The sequence below is a fragment of the Stenotrophomonas sp. 57 genome, from assembly GCF_030291075.1.
Lineage (GTDB): Bacteria > Pseudomonadota > Gammaproteobacteria > Xanthomonadales > Xanthomonadaceae > Stenotrophomonas.
Genome location: NZ_CP127407.1, coordinates 2,708,218 through 2,734,396, shown reverse-complemented (window position 1 = coordinate 2,734,396; position 26,179 = coordinate 2,708,218). Strand labels below are relative to the sequence as shown.

Here is a 26,179-nt window from a genome sequence, read left to right as displayed (position 1 = left end):
TGATGCATCGCCGGCGTTGCCGGTGTTTACGGAATGATCGAACGATGAGCAACGCGCAACACTGGATTGCCCGCAAGGGCCAGCCGCTGCAGGGCAGCCTGACCATTCCCGGCGACAAGTCGGTCTCGCACCGCTCGGTGATGTTCGCCGCGCTGGCCGATGGCACCTCGCATATCGAAGGCTTCCTGGAAGGCGAAGACACCCGCGCCACCGCGCGCATCTTCAGCCAGCTCGGCGTCCGCATCGAAACGCCCAGCCCGTCGCAGCGCATCGTGCATGGCGTCGGCATCGACGGCCTGCGGGCACCCAGCGCACCGCTGGATTGCGGCAACGCCGGTACCGGCATGCGCCTGCTCGCCGGCCTGCTTGCAGGCCAGGCATTCGACTGCACGCTGATCGGCGACGAGTCGTTGTCGGGCCGCCCGATGCGCCGCGTCACCGGCCCGCTGGCGCAGATGGGGGCGAAGATCGACACCCAGGACGACGGCACGCCGCCGCTGCACGTGCATGGCGGCCAGTCGCTGCACGGCATCGATTTCGCCTCGCCGGTGGCCAGCGCACAGATCAAGTCCGCAGTGCTGCTGGCGGGCCTGTACGCACAGGGCGAAACCAGCGTGCTGGAACCGCACCCGACCCGCGACTACACCGAGCGCATGTTGTCTGCGTTCGGCGTGGACATCGAATTCTCGCCGGGCAAGGCCCGCCTGCGTGGCGGCCAGCGCCTGCGCGCCACGGATATCGTGGTGCCGGCCGACTTCTCGTCTGCCGCGTTCTATCTGGTGGCGGCCAGCATCATTCCCGGTTCCGAGCTGCGCCTGAAGCAGGTCGGCCTGAACCCGCGCCGCACTGGCCTGCTGCACGCGCTGCGCCTGATGGGCGCGGACATCACCGAGGAGAACCCGGCCGAGCAGGGCGGTGAGCCGGTGGCGGATCTGGTGGTGCGCTACGCCCCTCTGAAGGGCGTGCGCATTCCGGAAGCCCTGGTGCCGGACATGATCGATGAGTTCCCGGCGCTGTTCGTGGCCGCCGCCGCCGCAGAAGGCCAGACCGTGGTCAGCGGCGCCGCCGAACTGCGGGTGAAGGAATCCGACCGCCTTGCTGCGATGGCCACCGGCCTGCGCGCGCTGGGCATGCAGGTGGATGAAACTGAAGACGGCGCCACCCTGCACGGCGGCGTGCGCCTGGGCAGCGGCACCATCGAAAGCCACGGTGACCACCGCATCGCAATGGCGTTCGCCATCGCCGGCCAGATCAGTGACGGCGAAGTGCGCATCAACGATATCGCCAACGTCGCCACATCGTTCCCGGACTTCGACGGCCTGGCGCGTAGCGCCGGGTTCAACCTGACCTGACCGGCACCGCAACCGCCGGGCCACGCCCGGCGGATCGCATTGCACGGCAGGTGCCAACCCTGGTTGGCGCGCTTTTCCGCATAAAAGGACGGAGGCCGAAGCCTCCGTCTAAACATCACGAACCCCTCGTCCGCGATCAACGCTGCTCGGTACGGAAATCCACCGGGACCCGCACCACGCTGGCGACGGCACGGCCCTCGTGCATCGCCGGCTGGAACTTCCAGTTCTGCACGGTGTTCAGCACCGCGCGATCCAGATCACGACTGCGCTCGCCGCTGCGCGAAACGATCGCAGCATTGGCGACATTGCCCTGGGTATCTACATTCAGGCTGGCGATCACGCTGCCCTGCACGCCACTCCGCAGGGCGGCGGCGGGATAGGTGGGCATGCGATTGCTGGCCAGCGGGCGGGCCTCGCGATTGCGCACAACCGGTGCGGCCTTCCGCGAAACAGTCGCCGGGGCTGTCTGGCGCGCTCCAGGGGCTGCTGCATCTTTCACCACGGCCTGCTCGGGGGCTGGCAACATGCGTTCGCCGACAGGGGCCGGTGCCACGTCTTCCTGGTTTGAATGACGCAGCCAGAGCAGGGCGGCAGCAAACATCGCCACGATCAGCGCGATCCACATCCAGGGTGACGTGGGTTTGTGCTGCAGGCTGGAACCCTGCTGCAGCTGCGGCGAATGAAGGTCTTCGTGGGTGGTGGCAGCCATCGCTAACTCCTTCCGTCAATGGACGACGTGGGAAGTGTTGCGCGAGCCACGGACGAGAAGTGTCAGCGTTGTGTCAACGCCACCGGCCGGGTTCAGTTTGCCTGCCGGGAAGCGTTCAGTTACTGGGTCTTGAAGTCGAACGGCACTTCAATGCTGCCGGGGACGGCCTGGCCATTGTTCTGAGCCGGGGTGAAGCGCCAACGGCGCACGGCATCGGTGGCGGCACGGTCGAGCTCGCGTGAACCGCTGCGCTGGATCACCTTGGCGTTGTTGGGATAGCCGGTAGCGTCCACGTCCACGCGTACCACCACGGTGCCGGTTTCGCCGGCGCGTAGGGCGGCGGCGGGGTACGACGGCGGTGGCGACTGGCCGGCGATCGGCATCGGCTGGCTGTTGCCGGTCGTGGCCGGCGCAGCGCCCGGGGGGGCCGGGGCCGGCTCGGCGATGGGGGCGGGCGGCGGCGGGGCGGTTTCGACCAGCTTCGGCGCTTCGTCCTCGACCGGCGCTGGCTTTGCATCGGGCATGTCGCTGGAACCGGCCGCAGCGGCCAATGGTTCCGGAAGGGGCTCGATCTGGGCGGTTTCCTGCGGCGTCTGCGCGGCAGGATCGGCGCGGAAGAATTCCTTGTCGCGACCGGTCAGCCAGACCAGCACGAACAGCAGCACGCCCACCCCGAAGGCGATACCGGCGATCTTCAGGGCGTTGCGCGGGATATGCACAGTGAACGACTTGGCGGACGACGAGCGGGGTGCAGACATGGACCGGACCAGTACGGAATGGTTCGATTCTGCCACGGCGGGAATGAACCGGGCGGCAGAAATCCGTATAACAAGCGATAATCCCATCCCTGATACCCACCACGACGCCTGCCATGCTTGATCCAGCCCTGCTCCGCCACCAGCCCGCCGACCTCGCCGAACGCCTGCGCACCAGCCGCGGCTTCGAGCTCGACGTGTCTGCCCTGGAGTCCCTGGAGGCTGATCGCAAGCGCATCCAGGTGCGGACCCAGGAGCTGCAGAGCCTGCGCAACAGCCGTTCCAAGGCCATCGGCCAGGCCAAGGCCAAGGGCGAGGACGTTTCGGCCATCATGGCCGAGGTCGCTGCCTTCGCCGACGAGCTGAAGGCTTCGGAAGTGGCGCTGGACGAACTGCGCGAGAAGATCGAAGCGATCTCGATGGGCATTCCGAACCTGCCGGCCGATGACGTGCCCGCCGGTGCCGACGAGAACGACAACGTCGAGCAGGCGCGCTGGGGTACTCCGCGCCAGTTCGATTTCAAGGTGCTCGACCACGTCGAACTGGGCGCCCGCAACGGCTGGCTGGACGGCGAGACCGCGGCCAAGCTGTCCGGCTCGCGCTTCACCGTGCTGCGCGGCCCGATCGCGCGCCTGCACCGTGCGCTGGCCCAGTTCATGGTGGACCTGCACACCGGCGAGCACGGCTACGAGGAAACCAACGTGCCGCTGCTGGTCAACGCCGATTCGCTGCGCGGCACCAGCCAGCTGCCGAAGTTCGAGGACGACCTGTTCAAGACCGCCGTGGGCGACTCCACGCGTTACCTGATCCCGACCTCGGAAGTGCCGCTGACCAACATCGTGCGCGACGAGATCGTCGACGCCGAGCGCCTGCCGCTGCGCATGACTGCCCACTCGATGTGCTTCCGCGCCGAGGCCGGCAGCGGCGGCCGCGACGTGCGCGGCATGATCCGCCAGCACCAGTTCGAGAAGGTCGAGCTGGTGTCGATCAGCCGCCCGGAAGACAGCGATGCCGAGCACCAGCGCATGACCCGCTGTGCCGAAGTGGTGCTGGAAAAGCTGGGCCTGCCGTACCGCAAGGTGATGCTGTGCACCGGCGACATGGGCTTCTCGGCCATCAAGACCTACGATCTGGAAGTCTGGCTGCCGTCGCAGGAGACCTATCGTGAGATCTCCTCGTGCTCGAACTGTGGTGATTTCCAGGCCCGCCGCATGCAGGCGCGCTGGCGCAACCCGGCCACCGGCAAGCCGGAGCTGGTGCACACCCTGAACGGCTCGGGCGTGGCGGTCGGTCGCGCGATGATCGCGGTGATGGAGAACTACCAGAACGCGGACGGCAGCATCACCGTGCCGGAAGCGCTGCGCCCGTACATGGGTGGGCTGGAAACCATCGCCTGACAGCCGGCGCGTTGCGCCGCCGCCCGAGCATAGGCTCGGGCGCTACTGGGTTTCTGCTGCTCGCAGCTTCTCCAGGGGTACCCATCCCGGTTCGCCGGTCTCCGGCACGCACCACGCCCAACCATTGAGCGTGCGCAGCCCACGCAGCCTCTGCCCCGGGTCCACATCCAGTTCCCGCGCGCAGTAATCCTCCGTGGCAAACGCGTCACCCTGCGCATCGCGACCGATCACCGGTGCCGGCACGAATCCGGGCTGCTGCCCCTCGGCCTCGCACAGGAACCAGTCCTCCCAGCCCTCCGGGCCTTCATAGCGTTCGCCCACCACCAGCGCCTGGCCACGACGCAGGGTGATCGGGTGCGGAAATTCGCTGCGGTGCGCAGTCGTCACGATGTAGTTCATGACCCACTGTACCGTTTCCGCCGGGCATGACCCGGCGCTGCCCTCCCGATCCGGTAGCACCGGGCCATGGCCGGCGGGCGGGAATCGGTCCACAAAAAAACAGCCCCGCAGAGCGGGGCCGCCAGGATGGGCCGGGATGGGGGAGGGGATCCCGGCCCGCGTTCAGCGCCTTGACGAGGAGAGAGCGGCGCCGAACGCTGGAACGCTTATGCCGCGACGGCGTCTGCCGCTTCGTGCGACGGCAGTGCCGCCAGCGCGCCGGCAATGGCGTCTTCACGATGCTGCGGCGAGTAGGCGATGCCTTCGGCACGCACGAACTCGATGTCGTTGATGCCCCAGAACGCGAACGTCTGGCGCAGGAAGGGCTCCTGGAAGTCAGCCGGCGAATCGGTGTAGATGCCACCGCGGCTGCTGACCACGATCACCCGCTTGCCGCCGGCCAGGCCGACCGGGCCGTTCTCGGTGTACTTGAAGGTGCGACCGGCCACGGCGACGCGGTCGATCCAGGCCTTCAGCGTGGACGGAACGCTGAAGTTGTACATCGGCGCGCCGATCACCACGATGTCCGCGGCAAGGAACTGCTCGAGCACCTGTTCAGCATCGGCGGTCTCCGCCGCATCCGCCTTGGCCAGCGAGCTGCTGCGCAGATGCGGTACCGGATTGGCGTCAAGATCGCGATAATCGACCTGCAGGCCTTCGATCTGCTGCTTGAACCGGGCCACCACGGCGGCTGTCAGGTGGCGGGAGACGGAGTTCTCGCCAAGCACGCTGGCGTCGAGATGCAGAAGCTTCATGGCAGTCACCTATGTTCTGGGAGGGAGGGGCGGGTAGCCCCCGCCGACGGAGAGAACGATAGGTTGTTGCAAAGGCGGGATAAAGGTGTTTGAATGCCACGTATTGTTCTAGATATGGAACTCGGGCATGCATGACCTGAATGATCTGTACTACTTCGCGATGGTGGTCGACCACGGCGGATTTGCCGCTGCCGAGCGTGCGCTGGGCATTCCCAAGTCGCGCCTGAGCCGCCGTATCAGCCAGCTGGAGACCGACCTGGGCGTGCGCCTGCTGCAGCGCTCCACGCGCCGTTTCGCGGTCACCGACGTCGGCACCAGCGTGCACCGCCACGCGCAGACGATGCTGGCCGAGGCACAGGCTGCACGCGAAGTGGTGGACCGCCTCAGTGCGGAACCGCGCGGCGTGGTGCGTGCCAGTGTGCCGGTCTCGCTGGCGCAGATGCAGCTGCCCAAGCTGCTGCCCAAGTTCCTCGAGCAGTACCCTAAGGTGCGGCTGCAGCTGAACATCAGCAACCGCCGCGTAGACATCATCAATGAAGGCTACGACGTTGCCCTGCGCGTGCGTTCGCGCCTGGACGACGACGGCAGCCTGGTGATGCGCAGCTTCGGCCAGGTGCAGGAACTGCTGGTGGCGAGCCCGAAGTACCTGGACCGGGCCGGCCGTCCCAAGGATCCGGAAGAGCTGACCCAGCACGTCACCCTCAGCATCAGCGAAGACGAAGCGCGCCAGCGCTGGGAGCTGCACGGGCCGGAAGGCGAAGTGCGCCGCGTCGACCTGCAGCCGCGTGTGGCCGGCTTCGACTTCCCGCTGCTGCAGAGCATGGTCAAGGACGGTTTCGGCATCACCATGCTGCCGGAAACCGTGTGCGCCGATGCCGTACGCAATGGCGAGCTGGAAGTGGTGCTGCCGGACTGGTCGCTGCCGCAGGGCGTGTGCCATGCCGTGTTCGCCTCGCGCCGTGGCCTGTTGCCGGCGGTGCGCGTGTTCATCGATTTCCTGGCCGAGCACCTGCCGCCGCAGCTGGAGGCCTCGCGCCTGCATTGCGATGGAGCCTGCGAGAAGGCCAAAGAGCGCATCAAGGCCAGTGCGCTGGGCGCGTTGGCGGTGGACGCCGGCTGAGGGACATCAACGGTAGCGCCGGGCCATGCCCGGCGTTGCTGTATCCGGCGGCGATCACTTCCGCCCGAACAATCTGTCCCAGAAGCTGCGTCGCGGGGCTGCCTGCGGCGCTGGCTGGGTAGCAATGACCGGTGCCTCCAGCACCGCCATCAGCGCCGCGCTGCGCGGCTTCTTCAGAAAGCGCGCATAGTCCAGATAGCTGGTTACGTTGCTCATGTGCAGGCGCTCGGGCATCGCCGGCAGTGCGCCGCCCTGCAGCAGCACCCGCAACGCCCCGGGGCGGTCCAGCCGGATCGCCTCGAACACGGCGGTGCCCCCGCATCCAGGTTCGATCTGGTTGGCGCGCTGCGGCGCACCCTTCAGCAGGTCGCGCAGCGCATCGGTGTCGTCCCGGTCCACGGCGGCCACCAGCCGTGCCAGCGCTTCGGCTTCTTCCGGTGGACGGTTGTCGCGATAGGCCTGATCGGCGATCTCGCGCTCGTCGCGCCCGTCACCGCCCTGGATGCACAGGAAATCGGTGACCAGTGCTACCGGAATGCCGGAGGTATCCAGCGCCCAGTAGCTCGGATACACACCGTCGCCCCAGCCGCTGGTGAATACGACCAGGGCGTGCGGCGAGTCCTCGCCCCAAGGGTCGTACTCGGCGCCTTCGTCGAGGCCGTCGTGGTCGATCAGGGCATCCGGCCACGCATTGTCTTCGTCACCATCGGCCTGTTCGATCAGGGCCAGCAGTGCCTGCTGGGTATCGGTGTCCATGAAACAGCCGATGCCGGCGTCGACCGGATAGCCGATGAAGCTGTCCTCATCCAGGCCGGTCAGGTCCTGCGTGGTCCAGCGCGCCATCTGCCAGTGCAGTGCGGACGCGGTGAGTGCCTGGCGCGGCTTGAACCAGACCACGGCCAGCGCCGGGCGTCCGCTGTGCACGATGATCTCCACTGGATGGCTGCCTAGCGGGGCGGTGTAGTCGGCCAGCGCCGGTGCCTCGGCCTGGACCAGCGGATCGCAGACCACCAGATGCCCGCTGCTGACCGGCAGGTGGCCGGCGAAGGTGCGGTGCAGGGCCACTGCGGCCAGCTGGGTGTCGTCCAGCAGGGTGGTGCGCAGGTTGGCCAGGTCGAGGTGGGCCATGGGGGCTCCGGATGCAGTCGAGCCCCCACCGTGCCGGATGCGAGGGACGGGGGCAAGGGTGGTCTTGGGCAAATGGCCTTCACGTGCGAGAATACGCCCCTGCCCGGGCGACCGGGACCCGATTGGAGAGATGGCCGAGCGGTTTAAGGCACCGGTCTTGAAAACCGGCGAAGGGTTAAACCTTCCGTGGGTTCGAATCCCACTCTCTCCGCCAGATAGATGAAGAAGCCGCCCACTGGGCGGCTTTTTTATGTGGCTCGCGGAGAACATCGAGCGAAAGAAGCCCCGCAGGGTTCGATGCCGGTAAGCGCTTCTGGTAAACAAACCTTGAGGTAGGTGCCGGTCAATTTGAATGTGCCGGATGCCCGCGCTAGGCTTCGGACGCCCAAGGAGGGCGACCAACGGAGTCATGGCATGAAGATTGGATTCAAGCTTGCTGTTGCGGTTGCGGCCTGTGCGTTGACCTTTGGAATCAGCAGCGCGACCGCGAAATCACCCGGGCCGTGCTCCTACTGCGAGGTTCAGTACGTGGCATGTGAGACGTCAGGTACAGATGCGAGCATCTGTTTCCGGAACTACATGCAATGCCTGCGCACCAACGGCTGCATCATCCCGTAACAGGACACCGGGGCGCTTGCAGGGTCCTTGTGATGCCTGCTGGTATCCAGACCAAAGCCTCGGCCCAGCCGGGGCTTCTTCTTTTCCGGGAACGCCATGGCGTAGAGGCGACATCCTGTTGTGGGCAGGCGTGCGTGGATGGAGCGGGATACATTCATCCCCGCCGCCCACCCTTCGGCTTGTTATGGCACAACGGATAGCTGGAGCACGATCTGAACGCCCCATGCGGACCGGTCCTGTCCACGAACACGCCCACCTTGCACACCGGGCAGCGTTCTTCGTGGATGACCGCCCCTGAGATCGCGGTCACCTCCACGGCCCCTTCCGCCACCAGTTCATCGAGGAACGGCGAACGTTTCCCCTGCAGGGTGAACATTGCAACCGACCGTCGCGCGCGCGTGAGCGCGACATAGAACAGGCGCCGCTCTTCGCTCAATGGGTAGGCATCCCCATCCGGCATCGCCAAGGAAAGCACAGGATCATCCGCACGCAGGCTCGGGAAGCCGCGGTGGACCATTCCCGGCAGGATCACGTAATCCGCCTCGCGTCCCTTCGACCGGTGCGCCGTGAGGAACTCCACGTTCATCGTGCGGCCGAATGCGGTCTTCCAATCCGAGGGCACCGCGCTGTGATCGGCGCGGTAGCGGCCCAGGACGAACACCGTCACGCGTCCGTTGTGGCCTTGCGGCACCGCGCCGGACAACAACTGCTGATGCAGCTTGGCAAGATACTGGCGGATGCCATCCTGCACTTCCTCACGGCGGGCCAGCTGGAACGCCTGCAGCACCGGGCCCACCGCCGGCGTCGCAGAATGAACCGCCTTGACGATCTGCGCCGGATTGCGGCTGATGAAGCGGCCGGACACGTCGCAGAGTGCCTGCGGGCAGCGGAATGTCTGCTCCAGTTTCAGTACCTGACCATGCCCCATCCATTGCCGGAAACCGGTCATCACTGAAACGTCTGCACCGGCGAAGCGGTTGATCGACTGCCAGTCATCGCCCACCGCGAACAGGTAGCGACCGGGACGGCTGACCAGCGCGCGGCAGAGGCGTGCGCGGGCGCGCGATGCGTCCTGGAACTCGTCTGCCATCACCAGTTCATAGGGTGATTCATAGCGGCCCTGTTCCAGCAGTCCGGCCGCCATGTTGAGCATGTCTTCGAAATCGATGCCGTGCTCGTCAGCCAGTGCGTTGTCCCAGGCCTGGAAAACAGGGCTGGCGATTTCCAGGAAGCGCCGGTGCCGTTCCTTGAACTGGTCTTCGGGCATCTGTCGCAGGCGCTCGGCCATATCGTCCAGCGTCAGGCAGTTGCTCTTGGCATGGGCAATGAAGGTTCGCATCAAGCCAATCAGATCCGTGTCGGGCATCGGCTTGGCGCTCTGGTCAGGCAGCTCGCGATCCGGGTTCGGGTCGAGTTCGACACCAGACGCACCCAGCCGCTCGGCCAGATCCTGCAGGGCCTGTCCACTGCGCAGGCCGAACGACGTCGTTTCGACCACTGCGGTGCCGCGTGCCGCATGCTGCGGCCGCTTCCAGTGCATCCCTTCGTTGTAGTTGGGAAAGTGCTTCGGCGGCTGGCCATCGGCATCCAGCGCAAAGTGCTCGTGACAGAGCCGGGCGTCCGGATAGTAGAAGTCCGGGCGATACTGGCGATGGGTATCCGTCGCGGTATCGAACTCGTAGCGCCGCTCGTAGTCATACGCCACGCCGTTGTAGAACAGCCAGTTGGCGATCACGCACTCTTCCAGGCTCTTTACCCGCTCGCCCTGCAGTGTGCGGATGTAGGGCCTGCCATCGCGGTCGTAGCCGTCAGCCTCCATTTCCGTGCCGAAGGATGGGAGGTCGCGACCGAACACGAGGCGGAACATGTCCCATTGGGTGCGGAAGTGGGTCGAGCGGTCCTTCAGATCGTCGACCAGTTCGACCAGCTTGTTGAACCCCTGCGTGGCGTCAGTGGCCCATTCCGGGATAGCGGGCTTGCGCCCCGTGGCCTTGGCGATGATGGCCAGGCCCAGCGCGTGGAAGGTCTGCGCTTCCACAGCGGCACCGGCAATTCCAAGTCGCTCGAATGACTGCTGCGCACGCGCCTCCAGTTCCTTGGCGGCATCCTTGTTGAAGGCGAGCATCACGATGCGCTCGGGTTCGACAAAGCCCCGATCAATGGCATAAGCGGCCTTGGCGACCAGGGTGGAGGTCTTGCCCGAACCGGCTGCGGCCACCACCTGAACCCGGTTGTCGAAGCAGATGACCGCGCGGGCCTGTTCCTCGGTCAGTGGTTTGCTCTCGACCCGATCCAGGAAACTCCTGGCCAACGCCAGTTCCCGCAGGGTCATCGCTTCATTGGCGGCGGCCCAGGCAGCGGGCCAGTCCAGATTCCAGTCGCGCAGCGCGTCCAGCGCCGCACGATGGCTGTGCCCGTGCAGATCTTCACGCACGTCCTCATCGAGGAACAGCCGCTCCAGCTCCGATGGCGGCAGGGGCAGGGCGGCGCGCTCGGCCAGCAGCGCCTGCTGCTGCTCGTGGGTGATCCAGCGGCGGCCCGTAGTGCCCCGGTCGATGAGGTCATCTGCTGCGCACAACCAGGACTGGATCTGCTGCAGTACTTCGTCAAACAAGGCCTTGCGCCCACGCCCGGTGTGGGCAAGGCGTACCTGTTGCAGGGCTGCGGCAAGCCGCGATGCTTGTCCGTTGGGCAGCCCGTCCACGCACAGCCCGTCGGTATTGCCGAGCTGCAGCGCGATCCGTGACCAGAAGACCCCTGGAATGATCTGTACCTGTGGATCATCCGCCATGCGCCGCCGATGCTGCTGGCCGGAAACCACCAGCTCGACGTGTTCGCCATCAAGCCGCAGTCGCCAATCAGGCGAGCGGGTCACACGTCGGCCCCAGCGCGAGGGGCGCCATTCCATAGACATCCAGATACTGCCCTGCAAGCGTCAATGGGGCGTACAGCGCCCCCAGCCCCACATGATAAGAGCCCCTGACGATGCGTGCGGCCTTGCCTGCGGGCACGGCATGTTCACCATTCGCCACAGCATGGGAGCTGCATCAACGGCCGTTGATCCGGATGATCCGCTTACGCGTTCACATCCACGACGATGCGGCCGCGCACCTTGCCGGGGATGATCTGCTCATAGACATCCAGCACCTCAGCGAGGCCGATCTGCTGCACGGTGCTTTCCAGCTTTTGCGGATCCAGGTCGGACGCAAGCCGATCCCAAGCGCGCTGGCGAACCTCTTGTGGAGCATTCACCGAATCCACGCCGGCCAGGGTCACGTTGCGCAGGATGAAGGGCAATACCGAGCCGTACAGAGCGTCGCTCTGCGCCAGGCCGCACGCGGCCACGGCACCGCGATACTTTGTCTCGGCGATGGCGTTGACCAGGGTAGGGCCGCCGGCCACATCCACCACGCCGGCCCAGCGTTCGGGGCTCACGGGCCGGCTGCGCGGTTCCGAAAGCTGCGCGCGGTCGATGATTTCGCTCGCACCCAGGTTGTGCAGATACTCAGCATGCTCCGGGCGCCCGGTAGCGGCCACCACGCGGTAACCCAGCTTCGAGAGGATTGCCACCGCGATCGAGCCGACGCCACCGTTGGCGCCGGTCACCAACACATCGCCTTTGTCGGGCGTCACGCCGGCATGTTCCAGGGCCAGCACGCATAGCATGGCGGTGTAGCCCGCGGTGCCGATGGCCATGGCGTCGCGGGTGCTCAGGCTGCCGGGAATCCGGTTGAGCCATTCGCCGCGTACACGGGCGCGTTGGGCGAGGCCGCCGTGGTGGCTCATGCTCAGGTCCCAGCCATTGAGCACGACGCGGTCGCCTGGCTTGAAAGCGGCCCTGCTGGATTCCAGCACCACGCCTGCCAGATCGATTCCGGGGATGAGCGGGAATGTCCGGATGATCGGACTCTTGCCGGTGAGCGCAAGCGCATCCTTGTAGTTGAGCGTGGAGTACTCGACCTGCACGAGCACGTCGCCCTCCATCAGGTCGGCCTCTTCGAAATCGACCAGCTCCGTGGAAACGCGGTTCTCGCTCTTGCGGGTCAGCAGCGCCTTGAAACTCATGTTGGGGCCTCACGTTCAGTGGATGGCCCCATGCTAGGCTCGCACCACTATCGCAACAAGAACGATGATTTTCCGTAGGTACTATGGTTTTCCGGAGTATGCATGCGTAGCAGGCGTTGGGACGGCAAGAGCGGTTGCGCGGTGGAGGTCACGCTGTCAGTGATCGGCGGTGTGTGGAAGCCGATCATTCTTTTTCACCTGATGAGCCGCAAGCGACGTTTCATGGAACTGACGCGGCGGGTGCCCAACGCCACCCAGTCCATGCTCACCAGCCAGCTGCGGGAACTGGAGGCGGACGGGGTGGTGATCCGCCATGTCTATCCGGAGGTGCCGCCCAAGGTGGAGTACGAGCTTTCCGAATTCGGCCGCACGCTGGTGCCGGTGCTGCTGGCCATGCGCGAGTGGGGTGAAACCTATCGCGGCCATGGAAGCACGGACAGCGGTTGCTGAGCGACGGGACCGCCGATCACCCGGCCGGCCACAACGTGCCCGTGGTGGCGGGCGCGATGAATGATCCCGCTCACGTGCGCGGTTCGATGCCCACCGACGTGGCGGTGCAGACCCCGGTCGCTCAGTCGCTGCAGCAGATCGTGGCCGACAGTAGCGGATAGAGCGATGCCCCTCGCAGGAGGGGCATCACGGGTTCTACGGAGCTGCTTTCGGTTGACGCGGATCGGCGATGATCCGCGAGGGTGATCCATACAGCACCAGGACCCGCATGCCGGTGCTGAACACCGGATCGGGGCCCTGCACGACGGTCATCAGGTTGCCGTTCTCCGTCTGCACCACGTACTCGAGGCCCTTGGCCTGGGAAAGTGCGCGTTCGGAAGCTGCACCGGCGATCGCGCCCACCACCAGGCCGCCGATGGCACCGATGGCGGCAGCCTGGTCGCTGCCACCGATGGTCGAGCCGGCCACGCCGCCAGCGGCGGCGCCGGCAACGGCACCGCCTCCCTGCGAGCCGTCGATACTGACCGCGCGAACGCTGATGACCGTGCCGCTGACCGTACGGTTGACCTGTCCCACTGAACCGATGGAGTAACTGTCCGTGCGCACGTTGGGTGCGCAGGCCATCAGCATTGCCGCCACCGAAGCGGTCAGCAGCACGCCCTTCACGGCGCTTCCTGCTTGTTCGGGAACATCGGCCGGGTGATGTCCACGGTCTCCAGCGCCTGCAGGAACTGGGCGATGTTGTTCTGCGCCGAGCGGCTGATCGATTCGCGGGCGCGGATGACACCGGCAAAGGCATAGTTGAACGGCACCTCGCCCGAAGCGCTCACGTCCTGGGTGTAGACGATGCTACCGGTGGCGCGATCGATCAGTTCATAGCGGGCGATCGTCTTGGTCGTCATCGATGCCCCGAAGCTGGGAATGTCGATGGCCAGGATCTTCACCGACAGGCTCAGCTTCACCGGCGCATCGTCGCGGAACACCGCCATCTTGTTCAGTGCTTCGGTCAGCGCGTTCTGCCACATCTGCGGCACTTCATGCTGGGCCTGCGCCGGAATCTTGCCCTTGGCCTCGTCCGGGCGTGCCAGCGTGACCGTCAGCGACTTCAGTTCACCGTCGATCTTCTTGCTGCTGACCCCGACGTTCGGCACCGAGAAATTGAGCGGCGGATTGGTGGTGCAGCCCACCAGCGACGCAGCGAGGATCGCTGCGAACAGGAACTTCTTCATCCATTTTCCCCTGTGATTACGTTGAAACATCCATGGTGCGTCTTGTGCTTGTCCGCAACGTCCGTGCTGCACCGCATGCGTTGCCACCGGTGGCCTGCTGGCGTGGCTGAACGCGCGAAAGCATACCTGAATCGGGGGCGCATGCAGCGCCGCCCGATTCAATGCCTCGACCAACCCGTAGCAGCGGGCAGGGGCGACGACTCAGAAGGCATAGGCGGCCTGCAGATAGACCCGTCGTGGCTCGCCCGGGAAATGCCCGTTCCGGGCGATGAAGCCACTGGCCGCATACACCTTGTCGAACAGGTTCTTGACGTTGGCCTGGAACTGCCATTGCTTCCACGTGGTCTTCCAGCTCATGTCGAACACGGTATAGGCCTTCACCGCCTGCCCATCCAGGCTGACGCGTTCGCCGACGTGGTCCGCGCCGAAGCCAATGGCCGAATGGATCGCCGGCAGGTCGTAACGTGTCCACAGGCCCAGCGTGTTGCGTGGTGCATTGGCAAAACGGTCGCCGGAGGCATTGGTGATGCCGCCCGGGCCCGCGTCCTTCACCCGCGCATCGTTGTAGGCGTAGGTCAGGTTCACCACCCAACGTTCGGTGACGTCGGCCAGCAGGTCCAATTCCATGCCGGTGCTGCGTACCAGCCCCAGCGCGGCCAACTGGTTCACGCCACCGATCACCGCGCCGGTGGCCTGCACGATGTTGCTGCGATCGATGCGATACGCCGCCATGTTCACGCTGACGCGCTCGGCCAGCAGTGATTTCAGCCCGACCTCCCACTGCTTGCTGCGCTCGGCATCGAACGGGCCACCGGCGGCCGGGTTCTGGTTTGCCGCACTCTGCGGCACGAAGCCGCTGGCCACGTTGGCGTAGACGTTCAGTCCATCGCGCACGGTAAACGTGCTGCCCAGCCGCCAGCTGAGATCGTTGCCATCGACACCGCTGCCGGCGATGCGATCCTCATCCTTGAAACCATCCCAGCGCAGCCCGGCCAGCACATGCCAGCGCGGGCCCAGCGCCAGCTCATCCTGCAGGTAACCGCCATAGCGTTTGCTGCGGGTGGACGTGCTGCGCCAGGGCAGGGCGCCCAGGTTGTAGTCGTGCCAGGTGCTGGCGCCGTACACCGGGTTGAACAGGTCGATGCCGCGCACCGGGCCCGCCCCGCGTGCCAGGTCGGCACTGTTTGCCGTCTGCGCGGTGAAGTCGGCGTCGAGCTGGTACACGTCGGCACCGAACAGCACCTTGTGTCCGATGCGGCCGGTGTCGATCCGCCACACCGCATTGGCATTGGCGGTGAACGCCTCATTGTCGCGGATCTGGTTGCGCAGCTGCCGGGTCATCCATTCGGCCACGCCATCGCGGTCGCGGTCGATCAGGCCCATCGGCTCGTGGTACATCTGGTGCTCGTTGTTGCTGAACCAGCGTGCGGCGACGTCCACGTCCAGATCGTCCCGCGGGGCGAAGCGGTACTGCGCCAGCGCCACCCTGGCGCGCATGTCGAGGAAATCGCTGGCCTCGTTGTGGTTCCAGCGGCGGTTGGTCATGAAGCTGCCGGCATCGTCCACCGGCACGCCGCGCAGGCGGTTGCCGCCCAGGTTCTGGGTGATGTCGGTGAACTGCAGCACCAGCTCGCCGGTCTGGCCCACGTCGAAGGCCAGCGAGGCATCGCCGATCACGCTTTCGCTGTCTGCGTTCCAGCGCAGGCCCCGCTCGGTATCCCCGTACAGCCCGGCGCGATAGCGGATGCTGCCGGTGGCGTTCAGTGGGCCGGTGCCCTCGACCGAGCCGGCACGGAAGCCCTCGTTGCCCATCTGCACTTCGATGCGGCGCTCGGCGGTGGCCTTCGGCTTGCGTGTCACGTAGTTGATGACGCCGCCGGCGTCTCCGCCGCCATACAGTGCTCCCGCCGGGCCCTTCAGCACCTCCACCCGTTCGATGTTGAACAGCTGTGGTACCGAGAAGCCGGCGTACGGGTCGCCACGCAGGCCGTCATACAGCACGTTTTCCTGACGGAAGCCGCGCAGGGTGACCCCGGCGTAGCTGAAGAAGCTGATGCCACTGATGCTGCGGTACAGGTCGGTGACCTGGCGTGCCGCCTGATCGTCGATCAGCTCGCGCGGAACCACCTGGATCGATTGCGGTACCAGCGCCAGTGGAGTGTCGGTGCGCGTGCCCACGGCGGCATCGTCCACCCGGTAGAGGGTCTGTGCCCGGCCGCGGACCTCGACCTTGTCCAGCGCCGTCGCGGTTGCAGGGGGTGATTCCGCGGCGTGGGCGAGGGTTGCCAAGGGTAAGGTCAGTGCGAGGTGCAGGGCGCGCTGGCGGAACAGAACGGTAGGCATGGGAGAGGTGTCGGTGATTGCAAATGAGAAAGAGTAGCATTTGCAATGCTTCGTGACCTATCCCCCGAATGCGCTATGGATGTGCACCCGGGTCTGTGTAGGGCGTGCCAGCCAGGGCGACCAGCACTCCGGTGGCGCCGCGCACGATCATCTGCACCATCGCCTCGCGGGGATCTTTGCCCAGTGCCTGGCTGGCCAGGCCCTTTTCGTAGGCGGCCACCATCGAGGCCACCAGCATGGCAGCGCCCAGACGCGCTTCCGCGTCGCCGGCGGGTCGCCCAATCGCCTCCGCCATCCACTGGGCCAGGTCGTCGGTCAGTTGCGCCTGCAGGCGCCGGGCATGCGCGACCAGTACCGGGCTGTCGGCCACTGTGGACCAGAACGCGGCGGCGCCAGGATTGATCCGCAACAACGGATGGCCGGAATCGAGCAGCTCGCGCACCAGCGACTGGAACGCCGCGAGCGGGGTCATTCCGCGCCGCGCCGCCATGCCCTCGCGCAGCAGTGCGCGCGCTTCTTCGTCACGGTCGAAGACGAGGTCTTCCTTGCTGGCGAAGTAGTTGAACACCGTCTTGCGCGAGACCCCGGCGGCCTCGGCGATCTCGGCCATGGACACGGCCTCGAAGCCGCGCGCGACGATCAGCCCGGTGGCAACGTCGGAAATCGTTTGGCGGGTCTCGGCTTTTCGCTGCTCGCGGCGGCCAGGCGGCTGGATCATGAGGGGTTCACTTGCGGAAACGTACACCGAGTGTAACCTTCTACTGGCCAGAGCGCCGGCCCGGCGCTCGTGAGGAATCCCCCCCATGCAGTACGACGTTGTCATTGCCGGGGCGGGCCCGGTGGGTCTGTTCCTATCCTGCGAACTGGCCCAGGCCGGATGTTCGGTGCTTGTGCTGGAACAGGCCGGGTCCCCTGATTCGCCCTTGAAGCGCTTGCCGTTCGGCCTGCGTGGCTTGAACGCGCCTACCCTGGAGGCGCTGGACCGACGCGGCCTGCTGGACGCGGTGGTCGCAACGCAGGTGCTGAGGCCCGACAAAGGGCCGCCGCCGCCCGGCACCGCGCACTGGCTGGCACAGTCACGGCCGTTGGGCGGCCACTTCGCCGGCATTCCGTTCGCCTTGGAGGACGTGGACAGTGGGCGCTGGCCTCGCCGCCTGCCGACGCCAGTACCTGACCAGATGGCGGTGGCGTTGCAGTCACTGGAGGCGGTCCTGGCCGAACGTGCGATCGCCCTGGGTGTCCGCATCGTGCGTGGCTGTGCAGTGCTGGCTGTATCCCCGGATGAAGCAGGGATGGCCATTGAGACATCGGGTGCACCGGTTCATGGACGCTGGTTGGTCGGTTGCGATGGCGCCCGAAGCACGGTGCGCAAGCAGTCGGGCTTCGTGTTCGCAGGCAGCCCGCCGGAGTTCACGGGACACACGCTGCAAGTGGAGCTGGCGGACCCGACGGTGCTCACTCCGGGGCGTCAGTTCACCGAACATGGCATGTGCAATTTCAATCCGCCGGGCACGCTGGCGCTGGCCGATTTCGATGGCGGTGCAGGTCATCGCACGCCACTGGACCTGCGCACCGCCCAGGCCCTGCTGCGGCGGGTGTCAGGTCGCGAGGCAACGATCACCGCATTGCATCTGGCCACGACATGGACGGATGCCGCGCGCCAGGCAACGGCCTATCGCAGCGGCCGCGTGCTGTTGGCCGGAGACGCCGCGCACATGCATTCGCCGCTGGGAGGGCAGGGCCTGAACCTCGGCATCGGCGATGCCATGAACCTGGGTTGGAAATTGGCCGCAGTGGTGCGAGGCCAGGCCGCTGATTCACTGCTGGACAGCTATCAGGCTGAGCGCCATCCGATCGGCGCCAGGGTGCTGGACTGGTCGCGCGCCCAGGTGGCGCTGATGCGTCCGGGCCCCGGCTCGCGCGCGCTGGCGGCGGTGGTCGCCGATCTGGCCGCGACCCGCGACGGCGCCACCTATCTCGCCGAACGATTGTGGGGCGTAGCACAACCAGCGCTGTTCGATGGCGATCATCCGTGGGTTGGCCGAAGCGTGCCTGACGTCCGTCTGGCCGATGGACGTCGCATGGGAGAGCTGCTGCGTGCGGGGAAGGGCCTCCTGCTGGGACTCGATAGCGGTGTTTCGCTCGGCCCGATCATTGATCACGTGTCCCGGTCGTTTCCCTGCGTGATGTCCGCGGCGCGCGGCGCCCTGGGACTGGGCGCCGTGCTGGTGCGCCCTGACGGTATCGTTGCCTGGGCCTGCGATGCGGGCGGCGACGCATCGGGGCTGGAGTCCTCGCTGGAGCGATGGTTCGGTGTGCGGCGGTGACCGGCCCGCTAGCGGGCTGCTACCTCGGCCTGCGGGCGGCGCCCGGCTTCGCTCATCACCGAGGCCAGCTGCTTCAGTGAGTAAGGCTTGCGCAGCAGCGTGAAACCATGGCCAGGATCCCGGGCCAGCAACTCGCTGTAGCCGCTGGTGAGGATCACGGGAAGCTCAGGCAGGCGACTGCGGATGGTGCGGGCCAGATCCAGGCCGTTCATGCCTGGCATCACGACGTCGCTGAACACGACATGGAAACGGCCGGCATCATGTTCCAGCTCCTTCAGGGCCTCGTCGGCATTGCGCGCAAGTACCACGCTGTAATCCAACTCGCGCAGGGCTCCGACGGCAAACTCGGCCACGTCGACGTTGTCTTCCACAACCAGCACGCAGACGCCGTGACCATGCTGCAGACCCGGTTGCATCGCTGGCCGCTCAATTGTTCCTTTTTCCTGCGCCAGCGGCAGGTACAGCGTAAAGCGGGTACCCGTCCCGGCCCGGCTCTGTACGTCCACCTCGCCTTCTGACTGTTTGACGAAGCCGAACACCTGGCTGAGACCGAGTCCAGTCCCGGCGCCGACGCTTTTGGTGGTGAAAAAGGGCTCGAAAATGCGGTCGACCACGGCAGGGTCGATTCCCGCGCCGGTATCGGTCACGCTGATCGCGGCAAAATCGCCCTTCATCGGCGCGGCGAAGCGCACTGAAGGCACTGCGGTTACCCGCTCCACCTCGATGGTGACCTTGCCCTGTCCCTCGATCGCATCGCGGGCATTGACTGCGATGTTGATCAGTGCAGTGTCCAGCTGCGTCCGATCCAGCAGCACCGGCAACGGCGTGCCGGGCAAGGTCAACGAGACCTGGATGCGCGCACCCAGTACCGTGGTGATGATGTCCGAAAGCGCATGCACGCTCTCGCAGAGATCGAAGACCTCCGGCGACAGGCTCTGGCGACGGGAGAACGCTAGCAGCTGCGCGGTCAGCTTGGTGGCGCGGTCCGACGCTGTTGAAATGGCCTGGATGTACCGGCGCCGGTTGTCGTCCGTCGGCCAGGTGTGCAGGAGCATGTCGACCGAACCGGTGATGACCTGCAGCAGATTGTTGAAGTCGTGGGCCACCCCGCCGGTGAGCTGGCCGATCGCCTCCAGCTTCTGCGACTGGCGCAGCTGCTCGCGGGCGCGCACCAGTTCCAGGTGAGCCTCCCGTGCCTGCTCGGTGATCGCCGCCACCTGGCGGCTGTGTCGGTCCCGCTCGATCACCCGTTCGGTCTGCTCGCTGACCACGCACAGGATACCGGCGACGCTGCCGCAGCCGACGCGCAGCGGCGAATAGGAGAAGGTCCAGAATGTTTCGCGCAGCACTCCGTCGCGATCCATCATCAAGGGCAGATTCTTGAAACTCCGGCTGATGCCGGCAAACGCGTCGTTGACGGCATGCACCACGTCCGGCCACACGTCGGCCCAGACATCTTCCAGACGGTTGCCCATCGCGCCGTGCAGCTTTCCCCCCAGCATCGGCAGGTAGGCATCATTGAAGAAGAAGGCCTTGTCTTCGGTGCCCCAGGCAAGCCACAGGGGTTCGGGCGAATCCAGGATCATGGCCAGCAAGGTGCGAAGCTCGGAGGGCGCGCTGGTGGCCGTGGCCGAGCGGGCCCAGTCACTGTCCTGCAGCAGTCGGTAGGCGAGCTGGTCGGGTGCAGAGACAGGCAGGGGAAAAGGTTGCATGGCCGCCATGGGTACAGGAGGGGGCGCAGCATAGCCGAGCGGGTGTCATGGAGCCCTGCACACCCGCGGCACGAGGGGCAGCGGCCTCATATGCCCAGCAACGATGCCGGTTGCCAGTCCGACAGCCGGGCATGGCTGACCGGTTGGTGGCAGCCGCACCCATCGCAGCGGAACAGTGCTCCACCCGGCAGTTGTACCAGATTGTGTTCGCTGGCCGAGCTGGTCGACGAGCAATGCATGCAGGTAACAGTAAGCGCGGTGATGCGCTGCACGCTGCCTGACAGATCGAACACGGCCTCGAAGGCGCGGATGACAGGGTGGCAGGGTTCCGGCATTTGAGTCTCTAGAGGATAAGGAAAGCGCATCGTTGCGGGTCGGCCGTGACGGAGCAGTCAGCTGGATGCATGGGCGTGATCAAGACAGACGCAGCAATCAGGAGCGTGGGTTTCAGTGATGCCTTTTCCCGCCGCTCAGACAGGCAATCCGCCCCAGCACACTTGTTATCTCGTAACAATTGCGCGATAGCCCGGCCCATGTGGCGATCAGGCGACGCAGATCGCCAGGATCATGCAAAGCGCCAGCATCAACACGAATACGCGCCGACTCAGTGCAAGGCAGGCCAGGTAGGCGGCCAGTGCCCAGGCACCCAGCAGCGCGCAGGCCAGCAGCCACAGCCCGATGGCCATCAGTGATCCACTTGCCAGTGCCGACAGCGCGATCGCCTTGAACAGCGCCACGCCCAGCACGCTGCCGAGCACGCCCGCCTGCAGGGCAATGGCATCGTGGCGCGCAGGGGCGGGGGAGTACATGTCGGCCGGGCTCGTTGAGTGGAAGGGCGGCGCAGGTACTGTGCCCGACCGCATATCCACGTCATGTGTTTTTCGCGTGCGCGTGGCGCAGCCGGTGCAGGCCTCAGTCGAACTCGCCCTCGGCCGATTCCAGCCGCTGCCGGTAGGCCGCCCGATGCTGGTACAACCAATGGCATTCGGCGGATCGGTGGATGCGGCTGGCCGGTTCGTTGGCCACCGAGTCGCACATCCGCGCGATGTGGTTGTTGGCCGCCAGCTCAGTGACGAAGAACACGGCAGTGACGCCGGTGCCCAGCAGGACGAGATACAGCAGACGGCTGAGCCAGCGTGACAGCTTCCGCTGGAAATGCTGCTGGATGGTCAGGTCGAAGCGGATGATGCTGAGCACGATCCAGATGATCGCGACGAGGAAGCAGAGCGTCGGCAACAGGCCGCGCCAGATGCCTGCTTCGTACACCGACTCGCTGTAATGGACCGCGGCACCGGCACCGGCGATGGCGATGGCCAGCGCCCAGTTGCGGCCCAGCGAGAGCAGGTCATCGAGCAGCTTCTCGCGGTTTCTGTTCGGTCCTGCTGCCACGTCGAGTCCTTCTGCATGCTGCGACCGGCGACGGACTGCCGCCGGCCATGCAGATGGTGGAGCATCGCTCCAGTGATGAGAAGCCCGCCCGCTCAGTATCCGCCCGGGACGCCGCCGCCGTACCGACAGCGGCTGAAGCCCCGTCGCGGTGATCAGCGGCTGCCGGCGACGGCGCCGTTGCGCTTCCTGTCCAGCATCACCGCCACGCCCCACAACAGCAGGCCGCCAATGGCGGTGGCGGCCCCGACGTAGCCGGTGCTGGCGGGGCTGAAGCCAGCGCTGATCGCCATGCCGCCCAGCCACGGACCGAGCGCATTGGCGGTATTGAAGGCGGCATGGTTGGAGGCGGCGGCCAGCGTCTGCGCCTCGCCGGCCACGTCCATCAGGCGGGTCTGCAGCACCGCGGCCAGCGCACCCATGGTGCCGACGGTGATGATCACCGGGCCGATCGTCCACGCTGACTGCGCGGCCAGCGGATACAGCAGCAGCATCACGATGGACCAGAGCAGCACCACGGCGGCGGCCTTGAAGTGGAACCTGTCGACCAGCCAGCCACCGGCGATGTTGCCGATGATCGCGCCGATACCGAACACGCCCACTGCCAGTGGCATCCACGATTCAGCCACGCCCGTGACCTGCACCAGGGTCGGCGCCAGGTAGGTGAACACGCAGAACATGCCGGCGAAGCCAACCGCGCCGATCGCCAGCGCCAGCCACACCTGAGTGGTATTGAAGGCACGCAGTTCGCGCATCGGCGAGGTACGCACTTCGTCCGGGTCTGGCAGCAGGAAGCGCGCGATCATCCCCACGGTGGCGATGGCCAGCACGCTGACCAGGGCAAAGGCGGTGCGCCAGCTCAGCTGCTGGCCCAGCCAGGTGGTCAGTGGGTTGCCGATCAGGATCGCGATCGACAGGCCCAGCAGCACGCGCGACATCGCCTGGCCACGCTGGCCGGCCGGGCTGATCGCCGCCGCCACCAGCATTGCCACCCCGAAGTAAGCGCCGTGCGGCAGGCCGGCCACAAAGCGCGCCACCAGCATCGTGCCGTAGTTCGGTGCCAGTGCACTGGCGAGGTTGCCGATGGCGTAGAAGCCCATCAGCGCCAGCAGCAGCTTGCGGCGCGGGAAGCTGGCGCCGACGAAGGCGAGGATGGGCGCACCGACAACCACGCCGATGGCATAGGCGCTGATCAGGTGGCCGACCTGGGTCTCGGAGATCGACAGGCCACGGCTGATCTCCAGCATCAGGCCCATGCTGGCGAACTCGCTGGTGCCGATGGCAAAGCCGCCCAGTGACAGGGCGAGGATGATCAGGGTGCGCTGACGGGGCGTCAGCCGCGCAGCCAGGGAAGAGTTGGGGCTCATGCGGGGGCGCGATGGGGGCGGGGAGCCGGCCATTGTACTGCTGCATCGCAGCAAGGGCAGCCGCAGTCAGGGTAAATCAGCGTTTGATCGGTGGCATGTTCGCCCACCCCGCCACCGTGCTGCGCGATCAGATGCCCAGCGCGGCCCGGGCGTGCGCATACTTGCCGCGCAGGCGCCCGGCCGTCGCCGCGTCGAGCATTGCCAGGCGCTGCGGATCGGCGTTGTCATTCAGATCGGCCTGCTTCACTTTCAGTGCCAGCGGGTGGGCGGCAATGCGCGCGTAGTAGCTGTCCGCGTCGGGCGCCGCGTCGCGGTTGAGCAGTTGCACCGCCTCGCGCAGCGGTGCGGGAAATGCCTCGATCCGGGCGGCAAACGCCGGGCAGTCTTCGGCTACGTCATGCAGCCAGGCCACCACTTCGGCGTCATCGTCGCCGCGCACTGCGGCCGCCACCCGCGCCACATGGCAGATGTAAGGCTGGCCGGCCTTGTCCATCTGGCCCGTGTGGGCCTCGGTGGCCAGTGTGCGTGCAAGTGCTACCCAGTCCATTGCAGTCTCCTTGGATGTCCGCAGACAGTTTCGCGCAGAAACCGCAGCGGTTGTGCATACGCCGATGACACTGCGACGGGCATGATGGCGGGGCAGGGGGCGCAGTGTTGACCCGACAAGGAGGAATGCGATGCAGGAATTCAGGCATGTGCTGGAAACCCGCGGCCGCTATCAGCTGGTAGCAGTGTCCTACGAGCCGGTGTACGCTCCGGGCGATGTGGTCGGCCATGCGGTCGTCGCCGACGATGGGGATCGTCTGACCGACCTGGTATCACTGGCCGAAGCGCGCCAACTGCTGTTGCAGCGGGTGCGTGAAGAGGGCGAAGAGCCCGGGCTGGAGAACGAAAACAACCTGCGGAAGAAGGCGTCGCGCTGGCGCCGCCGCTAGGCCGTCGCGCCCTCGTGCGCATCATGGAGGATCCGGGTGTTGCCCAGTAAGAAGTATTCGATCATCGCCATCATCACGCTGGCGACCCTGCTGCTTGGTTTCGTGTTTTCCGGCTACCTGACCCTGCTGTTCCTGGGGCTGGACACCAAGCTGTTCACCTGGAACACGTACTACCAGTACTACCACGCCATCGGCCAGCCGCAGGTCGCGCCGTTCGTGGGCAAGATCAAATGGGCTGGCTACGTGGGCTTCGGCCTGCCGCTGCTGGTGCTGCTGGTCACTGGCCTGGTGCTGCTGCTGAAGAAGGACAAGCGTTCGCTGCACGGCGATGCACGCTTTGCCACCGGCGCCGACCTGGCCAAGCATGGCATGTTCAAGAAGACCGGGCAGAGCATCGTGGTTGGCAGCCACAGCGGAAAGCTGGTGCGGCTGGACGGCCAGCAGTTCGTGATCCTGGCCGCGCCGACCCGCTCGGGCAAGGGCGTGGGCGTCGTCATCCCGAACCTGCTGGAGTATGGCGAATCGCTGGTGGTGCTGGACATCAAGCAGGAGAACTTCGACCTGACCAGCGGCTGGCGCGCCAGCCAGGGCCAGGAGATCTACCTGTTCAATCCCTTCGCAGAAGATCGCCGTACGCACCGCTGGAACCCGCTCAGTTACGTGTCCGATGACCCGGCGTTCCGGGTTTCGGACCTGATGAGCATTGCCGCGATGCTGTATCCCGACGGCGCCGAGGACCAGAAGTTCTGGGTCAGCCAGGCGCGCAACGCGTTCATGGCCTTCACCCTGTATCTGTTCGAGAACTGGGACGACGAGCGCAGCAGTGGTTTCCCGGGCGGCTCGGGCACGCCCACGCTGGGCGCTGTCTACCGGTTGTCATCGGGTGACGGCACCGAGTTGAAGAAGTACCTCAAGGCCTTGTCGGAGCGGCCGTTCCTCAGCGCCAACGCGCGCTCGGCGTTCGCCAACATGCTGTCCCAGGCCGATGAGACCTTCGCCTCGATCCTGGGCACCTTCAAGGAACCGCTCAATCCCTGGATCAATCCGGTGCTGGACAAGGCCACCAGCAGCAACGACTTCCTGCTGACCGACGTCCGCAGGAAGAAGATGACCATCTACATCGGCATCCAGCCGAACAAGCTGGCCGAGAGCCGGCTGATCATCAACCTGTTCTTCAGCCAGCTGATCAACCTCAATACCAAGGAACTGCCCAAGTCCAATCCGGACCTGAAGTACCAGTGCCTGCTGCTGATGGACGAGTTCACTTCGATCGGCAAGGTGGAGATCATCGCCTCGGCAGTGTCCTACATGGCCGGCTACAACATTCGCCTGCTGCCGATCATCCAGAGCATGTCCCAGCTCGATGCCACCTATGGCCGGGAAGTCTCGCGAACGATCATCACCAACCACGCGCTGCAGATCCTGTACGCGCCGCGCGAGCAGCAGGACGCCAACGACTATTCGGACATGCTGGGCTACACCACCATCCGAAAGAAGAACGTTACCCACGCCCGTGAGAAGACCCACAACTTCACCGAGGAGCGCCGTGCGCTGATGCTCCCGCAGGAGCTGAAGGCGATGGGGCCGGACAAGGAAGTGTTCCTCTACGAGGGCATACCGCATCCGGTGAAATGCGACAAGATCCGCTATTACAAGGACCGCTACTTCACTTCGCGGCTGCTGCCGAAAGTCGATGTTCCCATGCTTAACGTCTAATTCACGTCGCTAAATATGTGACATGGATTCATATTCATCGACATGAAAACGTGAGCTGAGTCAAAAATTGGGCATCTGTTCATAGATTTTCAGACTTGTCTGACATGGAATTGACGCGTGGGTGTGTAACTCTGTGTGCGTCATCCAGAAGTGCGTGTTGGATGGCAAAAGTTGTAACGCAGGGTGGCCAGGAGTTTGTGCCATGGAAACAAGGATGGTTTCGACGTTGGTGAGGGTATGCGGGTGTGTCGTCGACAGTGTCTGGCGGCCCCGCGACTTGGTTGGCAGCTTTCGGGCTGCAGGGGAGCCGGGGCAGGTGTGCTGCATGCCAGCGCGCCTCCCCGATTCCGGCGTGCGCCATGCAGCGCCGGACGACC

At 65.7% G+C, this 26,179-nt stretch carries 24 protein-coding genes, 1 tRNA gene and 1 pseudogene; 9 read left to right on the top strand and 17 right to left on the bottom strand.

Annotated elements, in window-relative coordinates:
* Window positions 1-44: 44 nt before the first annotated feature.
* Window positions 45-1,352, top strand: coding sequence for a 3-phosphoshikimate 1-carboxyvinyltransferase (gene aroA / locus QP512_RS12710; RefSeq protein ID WP_286068930.1), 1,308 nt, complete (start codon window positions 45-47; stop codon window positions 1,350-1,352).
* A 136-nt stretch (window positions 1,353-1,488) separates the two neighbouring features.
* Here the strand turns inward: aroA and QP512_RS12705 are convergent, their stop codons facing one another.
* Window positions 1,489-2,061, bottom strand: coding sequence for an energy transducer TonB (locus tag QP512_RS12705; protein ID WP_286068929.1), 573 nt, complete (start codon window positions 2,059-2,061; stop codon window positions 1,489-1,491).
* Between the two features lie 119 nt (window positions 2,062-2,180).
* Window positions 2,181-2,819: an energy transducer TonB gene (locus tag QP512_RS12700; protein ID WP_286068928.1), complete on the bottom strand. Its 639-nt coding sequence runs from the start codon at window positions 2,817-2,819 to the stop codon at window positions 2,181-2,183.
* Between the two features lie 113 nt (window positions 2,820-2,932).
* Between QP512_RS12700 and serS the strand changes: the two genes are divergently transcribed.
* On the top strand, window positions 2,933-4,213 hold the full coding sequence (gene serS, locus QP512_RS12695; RefSeq protein WP_286068927.1) for a serine--tRNA ligase: 1,281 nt from the start codon (window positions 2,933-2,935) through the stop codon (window positions 4,211-4,213).
* 42 nt (window positions 4,214-4,255) lie between these two features.
* Here the strand turns inward: serS and QP512_RS12690 are convergent, their stop codons facing one another.
* Both QP512_RS12690 and QP512_RS12685 read right to left on the bottom strand, forming a co-directional pair.
* Entirely contained in the window at window positions 4,256-4,612 is a 357-nt protein-coding gene (locus QP512_RS12690) for a ligand-binding protein SH3 (protein WP_286068926.1), read from the bottom strand.
* Between the two features lie 206 nt (window positions 4,613-4,818).
* Entirely contained in the window at window positions 4,819-5,406 is a 588-nt protein-coding gene (locus QP512_RS12685; protein ID WP_286068924.1) for an NAD(P)H-dependent oxidoreductase, read from the bottom strand.
* Between the two features lie 127 nt (window positions 5,407-5,533).
* Between QP512_RS12685 and QP512_RS12680 the strand changes: the two genes are divergently transcribed.
* Window positions 5,534-6,526 (top strand): LysR family transcriptional regulator, encoded by a 993-nt coding sequence (locus QP512_RS12680; RefSeq protein WP_049429058.1) that lies wholly within the window; start codon window positions 5,534-5,536, stop codon window positions 6,524-6,526.
* Window positions 6,527-6,580: 54 nt separating this feature from the next.
* Here the strand turns inward: QP512_RS12680 and QP512_RS12675 are convergent, their stop codons facing one another.
* Complete coding sequence (locus QP512_RS12675) at window positions 6,581-7,654, bottom strand: DUF4241 domain-containing protein (RefSeq protein ID WP_286068922.1); 1,074 nt, start codon at window positions 7,652-7,654, stop codon at window positions 6,581-6,583.
* A gap of 124 nt (window positions 7,655-7,778) precedes the next feature.
* Between QP512_RS12675 and QP512_RS12670 the strand changes: the two genes are divergently transcribed.
* Window positions 7,779-7,868: transfer RNA gene (locus tag QP512_RS12670), tRNA-Ser, on the top strand.
* Window positions 7,869-8,426: 558 nt separating this feature from the next.
* Here QP512_RS12670 and QP512_RS12665 read toward each other — a convergent pair.
* The gene (locus QP512_RS12665) at window positions 8,427-11,180 is read right to left on the bottom strand and encodes a UvrD-helicase domain-containing protein (RefSeq protein ID WP_286072043.1); all 2,754 of its coding nucleotides are present in this window, start codon (window positions 11,178-11,180) and stop codon (window positions 8,427-8,429) included.
* Between the two features lie 167 nt (window positions 11,181-11,347).
* Window positions 11,348-12,337, bottom strand: coding sequence for an MDR family oxidoreductase (locus QP512_RS12660; protein ID WP_286068921.1), 990 nt, complete (start codon window positions 12,335-12,337; stop codon window positions 11,348-11,350).
* Window positions 12,338-12,439: 102 nt separating this feature from the next.
* Between QP512_RS12660 and QP512_RS12655 the strand changes: the two genes are divergently transcribed.
* Window positions 12,440-12,787, top strand: coding sequence for a helix-turn-helix domain-containing protein (locus QP512_RS12655; protein WP_286068920.1), 348 nt, complete (start codon window positions 12,440-12,442; stop codon window positions 12,785-12,787).
* Window positions 12,781-12,933 (top strand): annotated as a pseudogene (locus QP512_RS12650) (XVIPCD domain-containing protein); the annotation flags it as partial. The gene QP512_RS12655 and the pseudogene QP512_RS12650, both read left to right, overlap by 7 nt.
* Window positions 12,934-12,982: 49 nt before the next feature.
* Here QP512_RS12650 and QP512_RS12645 read toward each other — a convergent pair.
* From QP512_RS12645 to QP512_RS12630, 4 genes are all read right to left on the bottom strand, one after another.
* Complete coding sequence (locus tag QP512_RS12645; RefSeq protein WP_286068919.1) at window positions 12,983-13,453, bottom strand: hypothetical protein; 471 nt, start codon at window positions 13,451-13,453, stop codon at window positions 12,983-12,985.
* Window positions 13,450-14,016: a UDP-N-acetylglucosamine acyltransferase gene (locus QP512_RS12640; protein WP_286068917.1), complete on the bottom strand. Its 567-nt coding sequence runs from the start codon at window positions 14,014-14,016 to the stop codon at window positions 13,450-13,452. Before QP512_RS12640 ends, QP512_RS12645 begins: the two co-directional genes overlap by 4 nt.
* A gap of 201 nt (window positions 14,017-14,217) precedes the next feature.
* Complete coding sequence (locus tag QP512_RS12635; protein WP_286068916.1) at window positions 14,218-16,359, bottom strand: TonB-dependent receptor; 2,142 nt, start codon at window positions 16,357-16,359, stop codon at window positions 14,218-14,220.
* Between the two features lie 73 nt (window positions 16,360-16,432).
* Entirely contained in the window at window positions 16,433-17,077 is a 645-nt protein-coding gene (locus QP512_RS12630; protein ID WP_286072042.1) for a TetR/AcrR family transcriptional regulator, read from the bottom strand.
* A gap of 85 nt (window positions 17,078-17,162) precedes the next feature.
* Between QP512_RS12630 and QP512_RS12625 the strand changes: the two genes are divergently transcribed.
* Window positions 17,163-18,686 carry an FAD-dependent monooxygenase gene (locus tag QP512_RS12625; RefSeq protein WP_286068913.1) on the top strand — a complete coding sequence of 508 codons (1,524 nt, stop codon included), beginning with the start codon at window positions 17,163-17,165 and terminating at the stop codon, window positions 18,684-18,686.
* Between the two features lie 8 nt (window positions 18,687-18,694).
* On the opposite strand, the gene QP512_RS12620 is transcribed toward QP512_RS12625, so the two are convergent.
* The 6 genes from QP512_RS12620 to QP512_RS12595 all read right to left on the bottom strand — a co-directional run bounded on the left by QP512_RS12620 (window position 18,695) and on the right by QP512_RS12595 (window position 23,698).
* Complete coding sequence (locus QP512_RS12620; RefSeq protein WP_345783120.1) at window positions 18,695-20,398, bottom strand: ATP-binding protein; 1,704 nt, start codon at window positions 20,396-20,398, stop codon at window positions 18,695-18,697.
* A gap of 86 nt (window positions 20,399-20,484) precedes the next feature.
* Window positions 20,485-20,733, bottom strand: coding sequence for a hypothetical protein (locus QP512_RS12615; RefSeq protein ID WP_286068911.1), 249 nt, complete (start codon window positions 20,731-20,733; stop codon window positions 20,485-20,487).
* A gap of 207 nt (window positions 20,734-20,940) precedes the next feature.
* A complete protein-coding gene (locus QP512_RS12610; RefSeq protein ID WP_286068909.1) occupies window positions 20,941-21,207 on the bottom strand; it encodes a hypothetical protein in 267 nt (88 codons plus the stop codon).
* A gap of 103 nt (window positions 21,208-21,310) precedes the next feature.
* Window positions 21,311-21,787, bottom strand: a complete 477-nt coding sequence (locus QP512_RS12605) for a hypothetical protein (RefSeq protein WP_286068907.1) — start codon at window positions 21,785-21,787, stop codon at window positions 21,311-21,313.
* 152 nt (window positions 21,788-21,939) lie between these two features.
* Complete coding sequence (locus QP512_RS12600) at window positions 21,940-23,151, bottom strand: MFS transporter (protein WP_286068905.1); 1,212 nt, start codon at window positions 23,149-23,151, stop codon at window positions 21,940-21,942.
* A 127-nt stretch (window positions 23,152-23,278) separates the two neighbouring features.
* Window positions 23,279-23,698, bottom strand: coding sequence for a phosphohydrolase (locus QP512_RS12595; RefSeq protein WP_286068903.1), 420 nt, complete (start codon window positions 23,696-23,698; stop codon window positions 23,279-23,281).
* Window positions 23,699-23,828: 130 nt separating this feature from the next.
* On the opposite strand from QP512_RS12595, the gene QP512_RS12590 reads away from it, so the two are divergent.
* Together QP512_RS12590 and QP512_RS12585 are read left to right on the top strand one after the other, a co-directional pair.
* Window positions 23,829-24,086 (top strand): hypothetical protein, encoded by a 258-nt coding sequence (locus QP512_RS12590; RefSeq protein ID WP_005410128.1) that lies wholly within the window; start codon window positions 23,829-23,831, stop codon window positions 24,084-24,086.
* A 36-nt stretch (window positions 24,087-24,122) separates the two neighbouring features.
* On the top strand, window positions 24,123-25,802 hold the full coding sequence (locus tag QP512_RS12585; protein WP_286068898.1) for a type IV secretory system conjugative DNA transfer family protein: 1,680 nt from the start codon (window positions 24,123-24,125) through the stop codon (window positions 25,800-25,802).
* Window positions 25,803-26,179 lie beyond the last annotated feature (377 nt).